Raw genomic sequence first — 14,513 nt, forward strand, 5'->3', positions numbered from 1 at the left:
GCGCGGTGCCGAAGAAGTCGGTCTATTTCTGGTTGAACCTCGGCTTCGTCGTGGTGCTCCTCGGGCTTCTGCTCGGCGCGTCCGCGCAACCGTGGTTCTTCGTGGTGGGCATCGCGTGGGTCGCCGTGGGATTCGTGGTGACCGCCCGAAACCGGCGCAACCGGCCGGGTCCGCCGAACCTCTTCGACCACGACCGGGACGACGACGCAGCTGCGCGCTAATGCTCGAGGCCGCGCGCTAACGCCCGGCGCCGTGTGGCACAGCGCGCAGAGCGACGACGGTTACAACCGCCCACGCCAGCGCGGCCACCGCGACGGCGCCCTCACCGATTGCCGACAGCGGGGGCAGGTTGGCCACCGCTCCGAAATGCAGGCTCGCCACCGAGTACATGCCGAGGGGGAAAACTACGCTCCAGAGGCTCGTCTCGTAACGGAAGGGCACTCGTTTCACCAGGTGGCGCCAGACGCCGAAGATCACCAGCAGTGGCACCCAGGCCGTACCGAAGGCCCACAAAACGTAACTGATGCCGGAGACCAGCAGAGCGGTTGCCCGCACTACCGGCAGGGTCGCGGGCAGCAGCAGGATCTGCGAGCCGGCCAGCACGGAGATCGCGGTGGCGCCCATGAAGATCCAATACGAGGGGCTGAAGCTGCCCGGCTCGCTGCGCGTCGTCAACAGTCGGAGTGACACCAGGGCCGCAAGCAGAAGGTAGAGAACAACACCGATTCCCCACAGCGCCACGGCGACATCCGCCAGCAGACTGTTGCCGGTGCTCGCTCCGGTGATGGCCGCCACGATGGCGACCGACTGCGTTCCGACCACCCAGAGAAACCAGCTGCCGTCGACGCGATTCGCGACGGGCTCCTCCCGCGGGCCGAGGATCAGGGCACCGGGGATCCCGTAAGCCAGGAGCACCCACAGCGGCACACTGATCACCGCGAGCGCGATCGTCACCCAGGGCTGCGCGGGCGTATAGAGCCGGATGCCCACGACGTTGAGCGCGGCGACGGTGGTGAAGAATCCGAACGCCCGAGCGGGATCGCGGGCATCCGAGGCGATCTCGCTGCGGAAGAGCATCACGCGGGTGGTGGCGAGAGCGACGAGAACAGCCAGCCCCACCAGAGCGATGATCAGCAGCACGAACGAGGGCGCCGACCAGCCGATGAGGGCGAATGCTGACGACAGGATCCCGGTCGCCATCACGAAGGAGAAGGCGGCGGAGGGCAGCCCCCTGGCCGTGCCCCGCCAACCGCGGCTCAGATCGATTGCCGGTATCCGAAGAACTCGTGGTCGTTGTTGTAGCCGCCCAGCCCTCCACCGACCTCGGCGAAGTCCGCGACGAATTCGATTCCCTTGATCCACTTCACCATCTTGAAGCCCAATTCCGTTTCGTTGCGAAGGCGCAACGGGGCCCCGTGGCCGAACGAGACGGGTGCGTCATTCATGTCGTAGGCGAGCATCGTGAGGTGGTAGCTCATCTGCTCGATCGGCTGCGCGTCATAGTAGAGGCCCCCCTCCGGGCCGTGGGCAAACGAATAGAAGATCACCCATTTCGCCTCAGGGGTGGGCTTCACCGTGTCGAGGATCGTCTGCATCGACACCCCACCCCACTTGGCGACCCCCGACCAGCCCTGGATGCAGAAATGCTGGGTGATCTGCTCGTGGTGCGACAGCGCACGCAACTGCTCGAGGTCGAGCTCGACCGGGTGTTCGACGAGACCGTTGACGACGAGCTTGTAGTCGGCGAACAGGCCGGCCTCCAGCTGCGTGTACTCCTCAGTGTCCGGATATTTGCCGTTGTGCCAGAAATACGGCGAGATGTCCTTTTCGCTGTACTGGCCGGGCTTGGAGTCGATGTGTTCGAAGAGACGCTGGGCCGGCCCGATCAGGGCGAATCCGACGCGCTGCACCACCCGAGGGTGGCGGTAGGTGAACGGGGTCGCGGCCACCCAGGCGACGATGACCACCACCATCGACGCGGCGAAGATCCAGAACCCGACCCAGCTTTCGGTGTTCTGCGACGCATACATGTGGTTGAGGTTGCGGAGGGCGCCGGTGGTGATGACGAGTGAGACGTGCACGAGGATGAAGAACAGGAACCAGCACAGCACGAGGAAGTGCAGCGAGCGGGCCACCTGGATGCTGAACACCGAACTCACGCGTCGAAACCGGGTCGACAGGGCCGGAGACATGCCGAGACCGGTCACCAGCGCCAGGGGTGCCGCGATGAACACGGTGATGAAGTAGGCGATGAGTTGCAGGCTGTTGTAGTTGTTCCACCCGTTCTCACTCGGCCAATCGAGTGACAGGTACTGGATGCCCACCGAGATCGAATTCGGGATGACATCCCAGTGCAGTGGGATCAGCCGCATCCACTGTCCGGTCGCGAACAGCAGCACGTAGAACACGATTCCATTGGCGAGCCAGAGCGTGTCGATGCCCAGATGCCACCAGCGCGCGAGACCGATCGAATGGCGGCGTCCGGGCAGGCCGACCCCGTTCGGCAGGGTGATCGAGTCTTCCTTCGCCGTGTAGAGCGGGTTGGCCGGCACCGGTTTCTGGATGCGGAACCAGTCCTTGCCGGGTGTCGAGTGGCGTGTCCAGTAGAGCCGGGGGTGGTCGCTCAAGATAGTGATTCCCGACCTGATGATGAAGATCATGAAGAACAGGTTGAGAAAGTGCTGCCATCCGAGCCAGGCCGGAAAGCCGACCGGCGCGTCGCCGGGCAACTCGGATTCGCCGGGGAAGCTGCGCAGGAAGTCCTGCACCGCAGGCACGCCCCTCAGCCCCTTGGCGACGGCGATCGCGATAAGGAGCAGAAGCACGGCGATCGGAAGAAGCCACAACAGGTTGAACCACTTCGAGCGACCGATCCGCACCCGGGGCGCGACACCGTACTGGGCGGGGATTCCACCGGCCCAATCCTCGTTCACGACGCTGTAGCGGCGCTGGTCGAGCTCCGATCGAAAGCTCGCCTTGGATCCCCCCGCGCCGAGGTCGGCGGCGGGGATGGGCTGGTCCTGCGGAGTCGGGGGCATGCCCGGAGCCTAGGCCCATTCACCCGCTGCGGATACGATCGCGCCGATACCCGCCCGCTCGCACGTCGATACCCGGGGCATTCGTCACGATGGCCCCTGGCGGGGAAGGAGTCTAGGGTGGCGGGCGAGGAGCACACCATGACATCCACCCGCGTGAAAGTACGACGAGCCTACGAAGAACCTCATCCCACCGACGGCACCCGGGTGCTCGTCGATCGTCTCTGGCCGCGCGGCCTCAGCAAGGAGAGGGCCCATCTCGACGAGTGGTGCAAAGACGTCGCACCGTCGGCGGAACTCCGCACCTGGTACGGCCACGTTCCCGAACGCTTCGAGGGTTTCGCCGATCGGTACCGCGTCGAGCTGGGGGAGCCGGAGCGAGCGGCTGCGCTCGCCCACCTGCGCGAACTCGTCGCAGGCGGCGCGGTCACCCTCCTCACGGCGACCAAGGACCCGGCCATCAGCGAGGCGGCCGTGCTCGCCGAGATCCTCAGCGACTGATCGCGATCCGCCGGGCCGGCATCGGGTTCAGCGGAGTTTGACCACGGTGAGCAGGATGCTCGAATCCTCGACAGCCGTCACCGAGTGCGGCGCGTCCGGAACGATGATCAGGTCGCCGGTCCAGCCGGACCAGGATTCCTCGCCCGCCGCGAGCACTACGCGGCCGTGCAGCACCTGCACCGTGGCCTCACCCGGATTATTGTGCTCGGCGAGCGCCTCGCCGGCCCGCAGTGAGATCAGGGTCTGTCGTAGCACGTGCTCGTGGCCGCCGTACACGGTCTTCGCGCTGCGGCCGCTCGATGCCTCGAGGGCTGAATGGAGTTCGGTTCTCGCAAGTGCTGTCAACGATGTCTTCTGCACGGTGTCGCATCCCTCTGGCTCGGTGGGGCTTGCTCGATGGCTCGTGCAGCACAGTCTCCCACCATCTCCCACCATTGCCGCTCCGGATACCCGATTCCGTCGCCGGTCTCGTCACCGGTCGCGCGGTGCGGCGGCGTTCAGTTGACTGCGCCGGTCCACTTCTCGCCGGCCCCGAGTCCGGGGGCATCCGGAATCGTGGACGCCTCACGGAAGGCGAGCTGCACCGAACGCAGTCCGTCCCTCAGCGCCCGGGCGTGCTGGTCGCCGAGATCGGGGGCGCTCGCGGTGATCAGGCCGGCCAGGGCATTGATCAGCTTGCGGGCCTCATCGAGGTCGAGCTGGGAGTCTGGATCGTCCGCAAGTCCGCACTTCACCGCGGCGGCACTGAGCAGATGCACGGCGACCGTGTTGATGACCTCGATCGCGGGAACGTCCGCGATATCCCGCGCCGCATCATTCTCGTGGGTGTGGCCGGGTTCTGAATGATCCTGCTGGTTCATCGGGCGTTTCCTCTGTTACACTGAACGCTGGCTCCGGGCCCTGCAAGGGATCCCGGAACGAAAGTGGAGATTCTCCCACCCGCGCTTGACCGCTGAGTGATGTTTTTACTAAACATCGCTGATGACGAGGTTACCGGGTTGTTGCGGTCCGCCTGTTCCTCCTCACGGGGGTGCGGGTAGTCAGGTCGCCGTGCCGAAGTGTCCGAAGAAAGTCGGATGCCGAGGGCGCGTGAATTTCTTCAGTCGTCGTGAGTCCGGCACATCGCCGAATCCACAGGCCAACACGACCGACTAAGGAGTTACGCATCAGCGATCCCCGTACCAATGACCGAATCCGCGTTCCGGAGGTCCGACTTGTTGGCCCCAATGGCGAACAGGTCGGTGTAGTGCGCATTGAAGACGCCATTCGTCTTGCCCAGGAGGCAGACCTGGATCTGGTTGAGGTTGCTCCCAACTCCAAGCCTCCCGTTGCCAAGATCATGGACTTCGGCAAGTTCAAGTACGAAACAGCGCAGAAGGCGAAAGAAGCCAAGCGCAACCAGTCCAACACCATCCTCAAAGAGGTGCGGTTCCGCCTCAAGATCGATGTGCACGACTACGAGACCAAGCGCAAGCGCGCCGAGGGATTCCTCCAGGGCGGCGACAAGGTGAAGGCCATGATCCTGTTCCGCGGTCGCGAGCAGTCGCGCCCCGAGCAGGGTGTGCGCCTCCTTCAGCGTTTTGCGGAGGATGTGTCGGAATTCGGAAGCGTCGAGTCGACCCCGATGATCGACGGGCGCAACATGGTCATGGTGATCGGGCCGCTCAAGACCAAGGCTGAGGTCAAGGCAGAGCATGACGCCAAGATCGCGAAGTCGAAGCCGGAGCGCACGGAGCGTCCGGCGAGCGCGGAGCTTCCTGCCCTGCCGCCCGAGTCGGTCAAGGCAGCGACGGATGCCGCAGCCCACCCGGTCGTCGAGGTTCCGGCCGCGGCTCCCGTCGAGGCACGGAAGGCACCAGCGGCCGAGACCACGGCCGCTCCGGCCGTGAAGGCTGCCCCGGCTGCCGCCACACCGGCTGCCGCGACCACGGCTGCGCCCGCCGCGGCTGCTCCCGCTGCAGCCTCGCCGGCCGCGGCCGTGAAGGCTGCCCCGGCCGCCGCCCCCAAGGCCGCCCCGGCACCGCGCGCGAGCGCCACCCCGGCCGCGGCGTCCAAGCCCACGCCGGCGACGGCCTCCAAGCCGGCACCCCGCCCGGCTCCCACCCCCGGAAACGCGCCGAAGCCGCGCGCGGTTCCGCCCAAGACTGCACCAGCAGATGTGTCGTCGGACTAGTTCCGACGAGTAGCACCAAAAAGGAGAGATATGCCCAAGCAGAAGACGCACTCCGGCACCAAGAAGCGATTCAAGGTCACCGGTAGCGGAAAGATCATGAAGCAGCAGGCTGGCATGCGCCACAACCTGGTGACCAAGTCGGGCCAGCGCAAGCGCCGCCTCAACCAGGACCAGGTCATCGCCCCGGCGAACGTCAAGGCCATCAAGAAGCTTCTCGGCATCTAACGTCGAGCCCCAGAACTAAAGGAAAACGGAAATGGCAAGAGTAAAGAGGGCCGTCAACGCCCACAAGAAGCGTCGGGTAATCCTCGAGCGCGCCAAGGGTTACCGCGGTCAGCGTTCGCGTCTGTACCGCAAGGCGAAGGAGCAGGTCACTCACTCCCTCGTCTACGCGTACCGTGACCGTCGTGCCCGCAAGGGTGACTTCCGTCGCCTGTGGATCCAGCGCATCAACGCGGCTTCCCGAGCGAACGGCCTCACCTACAACCGCCTCATCCAGGGCCTGAACCTGGCCGGAGTGGGAGTGGACCGTCGCATCCTCGCCGACCTCGCCGTCACCGAGCCCGCCACGTTCGCGGCGCTCGTGGCCACCGCGAAGGCCGCTCTCCCGGCCGACACCTCCGCTCCGAAGGTGCTCGCGTAGCCCGCAGTCGTTCTGTCTCGAAGGCCCTCGCGCGCTGCGCGGGGGCCTTCGTGCTGCCCGCGACTGTAAACCGCGCGCCGAGCCTTTACGAATGTTCCCGTTTGTCAGGTATGGGCCTCGTCGAGCTGGCCCGATCCTGACGAAGGGGAACACTCGAGAGGGGGCCGACATATACGCGCCGGGGAATCCGACCTCCACGGGTAATTCAGGTCGCCAGAATAGACTGCTCCCGTGCTAGATAATCCCCGTTCGCCGCGAGTCAGAGGCGTTGCCAAGCTCGCGAAGCGCGAGGGCAGAATCTCCAGCGGGCAGTTTCTGCTCGAGGGTCCCCAGTCCGTTGCGGAGGCGCTGACGTTCCGTCCAGAGCTCGTCGTCGAGCTGTTCGCGACGCCGACCGCCCTCGACCGGTACACCGACATCGCGCAGCGCGCAGAGGATGCCGGCATCGACGTGGAATTCGTCACCGAGCAGGTGCTCGACACGATGGCTGACACCGTCACCCCCCAGGGGATCATCGCGGTCTGTCGCCAGTTCCCCACCTCGCTCAAAGACATCCTGGCCGCGCAGCCGAAGCTGATCGCGATTCTCGAAGAGGTGCGCGATCCGGGTAACGCCGGCACGATCATCCGGGCGGCGGATGCCGCGGGAGCGGATGCGGTCATCCTCACCGGCCGGAGCGTCGACCTCTACAATCCCAAAGTCGTGCGCGCATCGACGGGCTCGATCTTCCACGTTCCCGTTGCGGTCGGAGTGGAGCTCGAGGCCGTGCTTCTCAAAGTGCAGCAGGCAGGGCTCACCGTGCTGGCGGCGGACATCAAGGGGGAGGACCTCCTTGCTGCCCGGGTCGACGGCGTGCTCGACTCGCCGACCGCGTGGCTCTTCGGCAACGAGGCCCGTGGCCTGTCGGACGAGCATTTCGCGCTCGCGGACCGGGCGATCACCGTGCCCATCTACGGCCACGCGGAATCGATGAACCTCGCGACCGCCGCTTCGGTGTGCCTCTACGAGAGTGCCTTCGCTCAGCGGAGTGGGCAATAGCTCAGCCGTAAATTCGCCGCGTCGGTGTGCTCGGCCGAACGCTAACGATCACGCAACCCTTTGACCCTCGATGGGAGTGGAGGGTCTCGTCTCCCCTATATTGGGGGGCATGGAGACAAGCGCAAGCGAGCCCCCGACCTCGAACATCAGCGTGGTTCGAGGAGAACCACTGGTGATTCTCGACGGGGTGAACAAGCACTTCGGAGAACTCCACGTGCTCAACGACATCAACACCGTGGTCAACCGCGGCGAAGTCGTCGTCGTGATCGGACCGAGCGGATCGGGTAAGTCGACCCTCTGCCGGGCGATCAACCGGCTGGAGACCATCGACAGCGGAACGATCACCATCGACGGTGAACTCCTCCCAGAAGAGGGCTCCGAGCTTGCGCAGCTTCGAGCCGATGTCGGCATGGTGTTCCAGTCCTTCAACCTCTTCGCCCATAAGACGATCCTCGAGAACGTGACTCTCGCGCCGATCAAGGTGCGCAAGCTCTCTAAGGCCGACGCCGACAAGCGCGGCATGGAGATGCTCGACCGCGTGGGCATCGCCGACCAGGCCGGCAAGATGCCCGCCCAGCTCTCTGGTGGCCAGCAGCAACGCGTCGCCATCGCCCGGTCGCTGGCCATGACGCCGAAGCTCATCCTGATGGATGAGCCGACCAGCGCGCTCGACCCGGAGATGATCAACGAGGTGCTCGACGTGATGGTCGGCCTCGCAAAGGACGGCATGACCATGGTCGTCGTCACCCACGAGATGGGCTTCGCCCGCAAGGCCGCGGACCGCGTCCTCTTCATGGCCGCCGGCCGCATCGAGGAAGAAGCCACACCGGAGCAATTCTTCACGAATCCGCAGACCGCGCGCGCTCAGGACTTCCTGTCGAAGATCCTCGATCACTAGACCCACCCGCACCCCATCACAGCACGAGAGAGGTACGAATCCATGAAGAAGAGAATGCTGTCCGTCATCGGACTAGCCGCAGCATCCATGCTCATCCTGGCCGGATGTGCCGGCACTGACGAGCCGGCCGCAGACCCCAAGCCGGTCGCCAGCTTCGCCGCCGGCAGCACGATGGCGAAACTGGCCGAAGCCGGCAAGATCACCATCGGCACCAAGTTCGACCAGCCGCTGTTCGGGCTCAAGGGACCGGATGGCCCCGTCGGCTTCGACGTAGAGATCGGCAAGCTCATTGCGGCCAGCCTGGGCATCAAGGCCTCTGACATCACCTTCACCGAGACCGTCTCCGCCAACCGCGAGCCCTTCATCGAATCCGGGCAGGTGGATCTGGTGATCGCTACCTACACGATCAATGACAAGCGCAAGGAGGTCGTCTCTTTCGCCGGGCCGTACTACTCGGCCGGCCAGTCCATCCTGGTGAAGGCCGACAACAACTCGATCAAGTCCGAGAAAGACCTGGTCGGGCAGCCGGTGTGCTCGGTGACCGGCTCGACCCCGGCCGCGAAGCTCGCCGAGATCGGCGCCAAGCCGCTGCTCACCGACACCTACTCCAACTGCCTCGAGCCGCTTCGTTCGGGTGCGGTAGTGGCGGTCAGCACCGACAACGTGATCCTCGCCGGCCTCGCCGCGCAGAACGAGGGGGAGTTCAAGATCGCGGGCAAGCCGTTCACGGAGGAGCCCTACGGAATCGGGCTCAAGCACGACGATAGTGACTTCCGTACCTTCATCAACGATGTGCTCACCAAGGCATACAAAGACGGAAGCTACAAGAAAGCATGGGAGGACACCGCCGGCAAGGTTCTGCCCTATGTCGCCCCTCCCGCAGTAGACAACTACTCGCTGTAAGCGATTCATCGCCCATCGGGGTGGTTGGCTGCCGCGGCGGCTCACCACCCCGATCCACGACTCTCGACGGGAACGATCCATGAACGCGGTGATCGACAACCTGCCCTTGTACCTGCAGGGGTTCGGCGTCACGCTGTCTCTGTTCGTCATTGCCGGTGTCTCCGCGATCGTCCTCGGCACCATCGTCGCGGCGATGCGCATCTCCCCGGTCGCGGGGCTCCGCGGAGCGGCAGCCGCCTACACCGAGATACTGCGGAACACGCCGCTCACGCTCGTTCTGCTGTTCTTCGCATTCGTTCTTCCACAGCTCACCCCCCGGATACCGTACTTTCCGGCGGCTTTGGTGGGGCTCACCCTCTACACCGCGCCCTTCGTCGCAGAGGCACTCCGCTCCGGCGTCAACGGCGTGCCGATCGGGCAGGCGGAGGCGGCACGCAGCCTCGGCATGGGCTTCGGTCAGGCGCTCACGCTCATCATCCTTCCCCAGGCCTTCCGCATGGTGATCCCGCCCCTGGTGAACGTGCTCGTCGCCCTGGCCAAGAACACCTCGGTCGCGGGCGGATTCTTCGTAGCGGAACTCTTCACCGTGGGCAAGGCGCTCGCCAACGCGAACGGCAACTCGATAGTCCCGATCCTGCTCGGCGTCGCCTTCTTCTACCTGGTGATCACGATCCCGCTCGGAATCCTCTCGTCACGACTGGAAAAGAGATGGGTGGTTGCCCGATGACCTCCTCGGTGCTGTTCGACTCTCCCGGCCCGAAGGCCCGGCGTCGATCGCTGATCTTCTCGATAGTCGCCATCATCATCGTGGCGGGGGTGCTGCTCTGGGCCGTGCTGACGCTCGCCGCTCCGCGCCAGTCCTCCGGCATCACGCTCCCCGGTTCGCTCGATTCGAGTCGTTGGGACATCTTCCTCGATCCGCGGGTCTGGCGGGACATCGGCCTTGGCGTGCTTGCGACCCTCCGCGCGGCCGCGGTAGCCGCGGCGCTGGCGCTCGCCATCGGCGTCGGCTTCGCCACCCTCCGAACCTCGGTCTTCGCGTGGGTGCGGGTGCCCGCCACCGTTGTGCTCGAGTTCTTCCGCGGTATGCCGGTGCTCCTGCTGATGCTGTTCATTCTGCTGGCGAGCTCTTTCGGTGCTTTCTGGGCTGTGGTGCTCGGCCTCGCGCTCTACAACGGTGCGATCATCGGCGAGATCCTGCGAGCCGGTCTGGCCTCGCTTCCTCGCGGCCAGCGCGAGGCGGGCCTGAGCCTCGGTCTCACGCGCCTTCAGACGAAGACCATGATCGAATTCCCCCAGGCGTTCCGGCAGATGTTGCCCGTGATCGTGGCCCAGCTGGTTGTCCTGCTCAAGGACACGAGTCTCGGCTACATCGTGGGGTACAACGAATTGATCCGCACGACGATGAACAGCATGTCGAGCTTCTACGGCAACCGCTACCTTCTCTCACTCTTCATCGTCACGTTGGTGATCTACCTCGCGATCAACCTGTCGCTGTCTGCTTTCGCCCGTCGCCTCGCGCGCAAGCGGGTCTCCCGCTAGCTCCGGCCGATGCCTCGGCCCATTGGCATTAAGCTTGGGACCCGTGTCAGACCCCACCACTCCGCCGCCCCCGTCGATCTCCGAATCCACGGTCGGTGCCGCTCTCGACGCGGCGCTCGACGCCATCTCGAACGCGTCAGACGTGACCGCGCTCAAGCGGGTGAAGACCGAGCACCTCGGTGAGGCGTCCCTGCTCGCGAAGCTCAACGCCACGCTCCGGGATGTCGCGCCCGCTGACAAGGCCGCCTTCGGAAAGCTCGTCGGTCAGGCCCGCGGTCGCGCAAACCAGGCCTTCGCCGCGCGGGAGTCCGAGCTCTTCGCCGCGGAGGAGACCGCGCGCCTCGCGGCGGAGGCGGTGGATGTCACGGCCGTGGCGTCCCGCTGGACACCGGGCGCGCGTCATCCGCTCAATCTCCTGCAGGAGTACATCGCCGACGTCTTCGTCGGCATGGGCTGGGAGGTGGCCGAGGGGCCCGAACTCGAGAACGAGTGGTTCAACTTCGACGCCCTCAACTTCGACGAGGACCACCCGGCCCGGGCGATGCAGGACACCTTCTTCGTCGAGCCGGTCGACTCCCACCTCGTGCTGCGCACCCAGACCAGCCCGGTGCAGATCCGCTCGCTGCTCACCCGGGAGCTCCCGGTGTACGTGATCTCGCCCGGAAAGGTGTTCCGCACCGACGAGCTCGACGCGACGCACACTCCGGTGTTCCACCAGGTGGAGGGCATCGCCATCGACAAGGGGCTCACCATGGCGCACCTGCGCGGCACGCTCGAGCACTTCGCGCGCATCATGTTCGGGCCGGAGGCGAAGATCCGCCTGCGCCCCAACTACTTCCCCTTCACCGAGCCGAGCGCCGAGATGGACGTCTGGCAGCCGAACGCCAAGGGCGGCGCGCGCTGGGTCGAGTGGGGCGGCTGCGGCATGGTCAACCGGAACGTTCTGCGGGCGGCGGGTATCGATCCGGACGAGTACCAGGGCTTCGCCTTCGGCATGGGGATCGAGCGCACCCTGCAGTTCCGTAATGATCTCAACGACATGCGCGACATGGTCGAGGGCGACATCCGCTTCTCCCAGCAGTTCGGAATGGTGGTCTGATGCGCGTCCCGATCTCCTGGCTCCGCGAGTTCGTCGACGTTCCGCTCGACGTCACTCCCGACGAGGTGCACGCCGCGCTCGTGAGCGTGGGCTTCGAGGAAGAGACCATCCACGACTTCGGTCTCAGTGGGCCGATCGTCGTCGGCAGGGTGCTCGAGTTCACCCCCGAGCCGCAGAGCAACGGCAAGACCATCAACTGGTGCCAGGTGGATGTCGGCGAGGCCGAGCCCCGAGGAATCGTCTGCGGGGCCCACAACTTCATCGTCGGAGACAAGGTCGTCGTCTCCCTGCCCGGGGCGATCCTGCCCGGCCCCTTCCCCATCGCCGCGCGCAAGACCTACGGGCATGTCTCCGACGGCATGATCGCCTCGGCGCGCGAACTCGGACTCGGGGAGGAGCACGACGGCATCCTGCGCCTCGCCTCGCACGGCCTCGATCCTGAGGTGGGAGCGGATGCCACGGCCCTGCTCGGCCTCGACGACTGGGCCGTCGAGATCAACGTCACCCCCGACCGTGGCTACGCGTTCTCCATCCGCGGCGTCGCCCGCGAGTACGCGCACGCCACCGGTGCCGCCTTCCGCGACCCCGCCGTTCTCGGTGGTCGAGTCGCGAGCGACGACGGAGCCCGCGTATCGACACCCGGGTCGAGGCCCGCACCCGTAATCGACGACCGCGCCCCCATCCGCGGCCGCGTCGGCTCCACGGTCTTCGTCACCCGCACGGTGCGCGGCATCGATGCCGGCCGCCCCACCCCGCCGTGGATGATCGCGAGACTGAGCCTCGCCGGCATCCGCTCCATCTCGCTGGTCGTCGACATCACCAACTACGTGATGCTCGAGCTCGGCCAGCCGATCCACGGCTACGACCTCGACGCTCTCAACGGCGGCCTCGTGGTGCGCCGCGCGCAGCCGGGCGAGAAGCTCGAGACCCTCGACGGGCAGGTGCGCACGCTGCACCCCCAGGACCTCCTCATCACCGACGACTCCGGGCCGATCGGCCTCGCCGGCGTGATGGGCGGAGGCTCCACCGAGATCGGTGCGACCACCACGAACGTTCTCGTCGAGGCGGCGAACTTCGACCCCGTGTCGATCGCCCGCTCCGCCCGCCGTCACAAACTGCCGAGTGAGGCGTCCCGCCGGTTCGAGCGCGGAGTCGATCCCGAGGTCGCGGATGCCGCAGCCGCCAGGGTCGTAGAACTGCTCGTGCAGCTCGCCGATGGACGGGCCGACGAGGAGAGCTCCCGCCTGTTCGAGGTCGCCCCGCGCGAGCCGATCATGCTGCCGGACGGCTACATCACGGGCCTGATCGGCGCCGACTACTCGGATGTCGAGATCCTGCGTTCGCTCACGGACATCGGCGGATCGATCGAACCTGTCGATCACGCCCTGTCGGTGACCCCTCCGAGCTGGCGCCCTGACCTCACCGACAAGGCGACACTCGCCGAGGAGGTGGCTCGCATCGTGGGCTACGACCGCATCCCCGCGGTGCTTCCCACGGCCCCTCCGGGGCGCGGGCTCACGCGCGAGCAGCGTCTTCGCCGATCCGCGGCGCAGCTCCTCGCCTCCGCCGGTGCCACAGAGGTGCTCTCCTATCCCTTCGTGTCGAAGCGCGCCAACGACACCTTCGGCGCATCCCTCGCTGGAGTGGTCCCCGCCATCCGTCTGGCGAACCCGCTCGACGGCGAGGCGCCGTTCCTTCGCACGTCACTGCTTCCGGGGCTCATCGAGATCGCCCGCCGCAACCTCTCCCGCGGACTCGTTGACCTCGCGCTCTACGAGATCGGATCGGTGTTCCGACCGGAGGCCGGCGTGCGGTACGGAAGCGGTGACCTGCCCTCGGGGATCATCCGCCCGACGAGCGCGGAGCTCGCAGACCTGCTCGGCAGCATCCCGCCTCAGCCCCTTCGCGTCGCGGCGCTGTTCACCGGCGCCGCGGTCTCGAAGCAGCCCGGCCAGCCCGCGATCCAGCACGGCATCGCGGATGCGCTCGACTCGGCCCGCCAGGTCGGCCAGGCGCTCGGTGCCACGATCTCGGTCGCCACGGGCTCACACCACTCCCTGCACCCGGGGCGCACCGCGGAGCTGTTCCTCGGCGATCGCAGCGTCGGATTCGCCGGCGAGCTCCTGCCGGCCCTCGCCGACGAACTCGACCTTCCCCGGGTCACCGCGGTGCTCGAGCTCGAGCTCGGCCTGCTCATCGAACTGGCCGCCACCGAAGTGTCGCCAGGCACGATCGCCGCCTACCCCGCAGCGACCCAGGACCTCTCGCTCGTCCTCGGGGCCGACGTCCCGGCCGGCGAGGTGCTCACATCGATCGTCGAGGGCGCCGGCCCGCTGCTGGAGGTCGCACAGCTCGTGGACGACTACCGTGGACAGGGCATCCCAGAGGGATCGAAGTCACTCACGTTCGCCCTGCGTTTCCGGGCCGCGGACCGCACGCTCACGGCGCCGGAGGCCACCGAGGCCAAGCTCGCCGGAGCCGCCCTCGCCGCCGAGCGATTCGGCGCGAGCATCCGCGAGTAGTGGGAGGCCGGTGGATGTCCGCTAGGCTCGAGCGGTGGACATCCTTCGCCTCACCGGTTCGACCGAACGCCGCACGTCCGTGCGCCGCGGTCTGCGCCTGCGCTCGGACCGTCGCGGACAGCGACTGCAGGCGACGCTCTCCGTCTGATCTCCTGCCGA

16 protein-coding genes are annotated in these 14,513 nt (G+C 66.4%); 12 read left to right on the forward strand and 4 right to left on the reverse strand.

Features of this window, described 5'->3' with window-relative positions:
- The first annotated feature begins 5 nt into the window (after positions 1 to 5).
- On the forward strand, positions 6 to 221 hold the full coding sequence (locus ABIB54_RS13425; RefSeq protein ID WP_354576024.1) for a hypothetical protein: 216 nt from the start codon (positions 6 to 8) through the stop codon (positions 219 to 221).
- 16 nt (positions 222 to 237) lie between these two features.
- On the opposite strand, the gene ABIB54_RS13430 is transcribed toward ABIB54_RS13425, so the two are convergent.
- Complete coding sequence (locus ABIB54_RS13430) at positions 238 to 1,362, reverse strand: tellurite resistance/C4-dicarboxylate transporter family protein (protein WP_354576025.1); 1,125 nt, start codon at positions 1,360 to 1,362, stop codon at positions 238 to 240.
- Positions 1,257 to 3,038 carry a molybdopterin-dependent oxidoreductase gene (locus ABIB54_RS13435; RefSeq protein WP_354576026.1) on the reverse strand — a complete coding sequence of 594 codons (1,782 nt, stop codon included), beginning with the start codon at positions 3,036 to 3,038 and terminating at the stop codon, positions 1,257 to 1,259. The genes ABIB54_RS13430 and ABIB54_RS13435 overlap by 106 nt, the downstream gene beginning before the upstream one ends.
- A gap of 138 nt (positions 3,039 to 3,176) precedes the next feature.
- Here ABIB54_RS13435 and ABIB54_RS13440 point away from each other — a divergent pair, with 138 nt between their 5' ends.
- Positions 3,177 to 3,536: a DUF488 domain-containing protein gene (locus ABIB54_RS13440; RefSeq protein ID WP_354576027.1), complete on the forward strand. Its 360-nt coding sequence runs from the start codon at positions 3,177 to 3,179 to the stop codon at positions 3,534 to 3,536.
- Positions 3,537 to 3,563: 27 nt separating this feature from the next.
- Here ABIB54_RS13440 and ABIB54_RS13445 read toward each other — a convergent pair whose 3' ends face one another.
- Positions 3,564 to 3,881 (reverse strand): cupin domain-containing protein, encoded by a 318-nt coding sequence (locus ABIB54_RS13445; RefSeq protein WP_354576028.1) that lies wholly within the window; start codon positions 3,879 to 3,881, stop codon positions 3,564 to 3,566.
- A gap of 152 nt (positions 3,882 to 4,033) precedes the next feature.
- Positions 4,034 to 4,396 (reverse strand): DUF1844 domain-containing protein, encoded by a 363-nt coding sequence (locus ABIB54_RS13450; RefSeq protein ID WP_354576029.1) that lies wholly within the window; start codon positions 4,394 to 4,396, stop codon positions 4,034 to 4,036.
- 248 nt (positions 4,397 to 4,644) lie between these two features.
- Between ABIB54_RS13450 and infC the strand changes: the two genes are divergently transcribed.
- The 10 genes from infC (at position 4,645) to pheT (ending at position 14,354) form a co-directional block, all read left to right on the forward strand.
- Positions 4,645 to 5,709, forward strand: a complete 1,065-nt coding sequence (gene infC / locus ABIB54_RS13455) for a translation initiation factor IF-3 (RefSeq protein ID WP_354576030.1) — start codon at positions 4,645 to 4,647, stop codon at positions 5,707 to 5,709.
- A gap of 30 nt (positions 5,710 to 5,739) precedes the next feature.
- Positions 5,740 to 5,934 (forward strand): 50S ribosomal protein L35, encoded by a 195-nt coding sequence (gene rpmI, locus ABIB54_RS13460; RefSeq protein WP_185201499.1) that lies wholly within the window; start codon positions 5,740 to 5,742, stop codon positions 5,932 to 5,934.
- Positions 5,935 to 5,965: 31 nt separating this feature from the next.
- Positions 5,966 to 6,352, forward strand: a complete 387-nt coding sequence (gene rplT, locus ABIB54_RS13465) for a 50S ribosomal protein L20 (protein ID WP_185201498.1) — start codon at positions 5,966 to 5,968, stop codon at positions 6,350 to 6,352.
- A gap of 231 nt (positions 6,353 to 6,583) precedes the next feature.
- A complete protein-coding gene (locus ABIB54_RS13470; RefSeq protein ID WP_354576031.1) occupies positions 6,584 to 7,390 on the forward strand; it encodes a TrmH family RNA methyltransferase in 807 nt (268 codons plus the stop codon).
- A 109-nt stretch (positions 7,391 to 7,499) separates the two neighbouring features.
- The gene (locus ABIB54_RS13475; protein WP_502917133.1) at positions 7,500 to 8,288 is read left to right on the forward strand and encodes an amino acid ABC transporter ATP-binding protein; all 789 of its coding nucleotides are present in this window, start codon (positions 7,500 to 7,502) and stop codon (positions 8,286 to 8,288) included.
- A gap of 42 nt (positions 8,289 to 8,330) precedes the next feature.
- Positions 8,331 to 9,191, forward strand: a complete 861-nt coding sequence (locus tag ABIB54_RS13480; protein WP_354576032.1) for a glutamate ABC transporter substrate-binding protein — start codon at positions 8,331 to 8,333, stop codon at positions 9,189 to 9,191.
- A 79-nt stretch (positions 9,192 to 9,270) separates the two neighbouring features.
- A complete protein-coding gene (locus ABIB54_RS13485) occupies positions 9,271 to 9,918 on the forward strand; it encodes an amino acid ABC transporter permease (RefSeq protein ID WP_354576033.1) in 648 nt (215 codons plus the stop codon).
- Positions 9,915 to 10,733: an amino acid ABC transporter permease gene (locus ABIB54_RS13490; protein WP_354576034.1), complete on the forward strand. Its 819-nt coding sequence runs from the start codon at positions 9,915 to 9,917 to the stop codon at positions 10,731 to 10,733. The genes ABIB54_RS13485 and ABIB54_RS13490 overlap by 4 nt, the downstream gene beginning before the upstream one ends.
- Positions 10,734 to 10,776: 43 nt before the next feature.
- Positions 10,777 to 11,832 carry a phenylalanine--tRNA ligase subunit alpha gene (gene pheS / locus ABIB54_RS13495; RefSeq protein WP_354576035.1) on the forward strand — a complete coding sequence of 352 codons (1,056 nt, stop codon included), beginning with the start codon at positions 10,777 to 10,779 and terminating at the stop codon, positions 11,830 to 11,832.
- Positions 11,832 to 14,354, forward strand: a complete 2,523-nt coding sequence (pheT, locus tag ABIB54_RS13500) for a phenylalanine--tRNA ligase subunit beta (RefSeq protein WP_354576036.1) — start codon at positions 11,832 to 11,834, stop codon at positions 14,352 to 14,354. Before pheS ends, pheT begins: the two co-directional genes overlap by 1 nt.
- The last annotated feature ends 159 nt before the right edge of the window (positions 14,355 to 14,513 follow it).

This window comes from Frigoribacterium sp. UYMn621 (assembly GCF_040549525.1).
GTDB lineage: Bacteria > Actinomycetota > Actinomycetes > Actinomycetales > Microbacteriaceae > Lacisediminihabitans.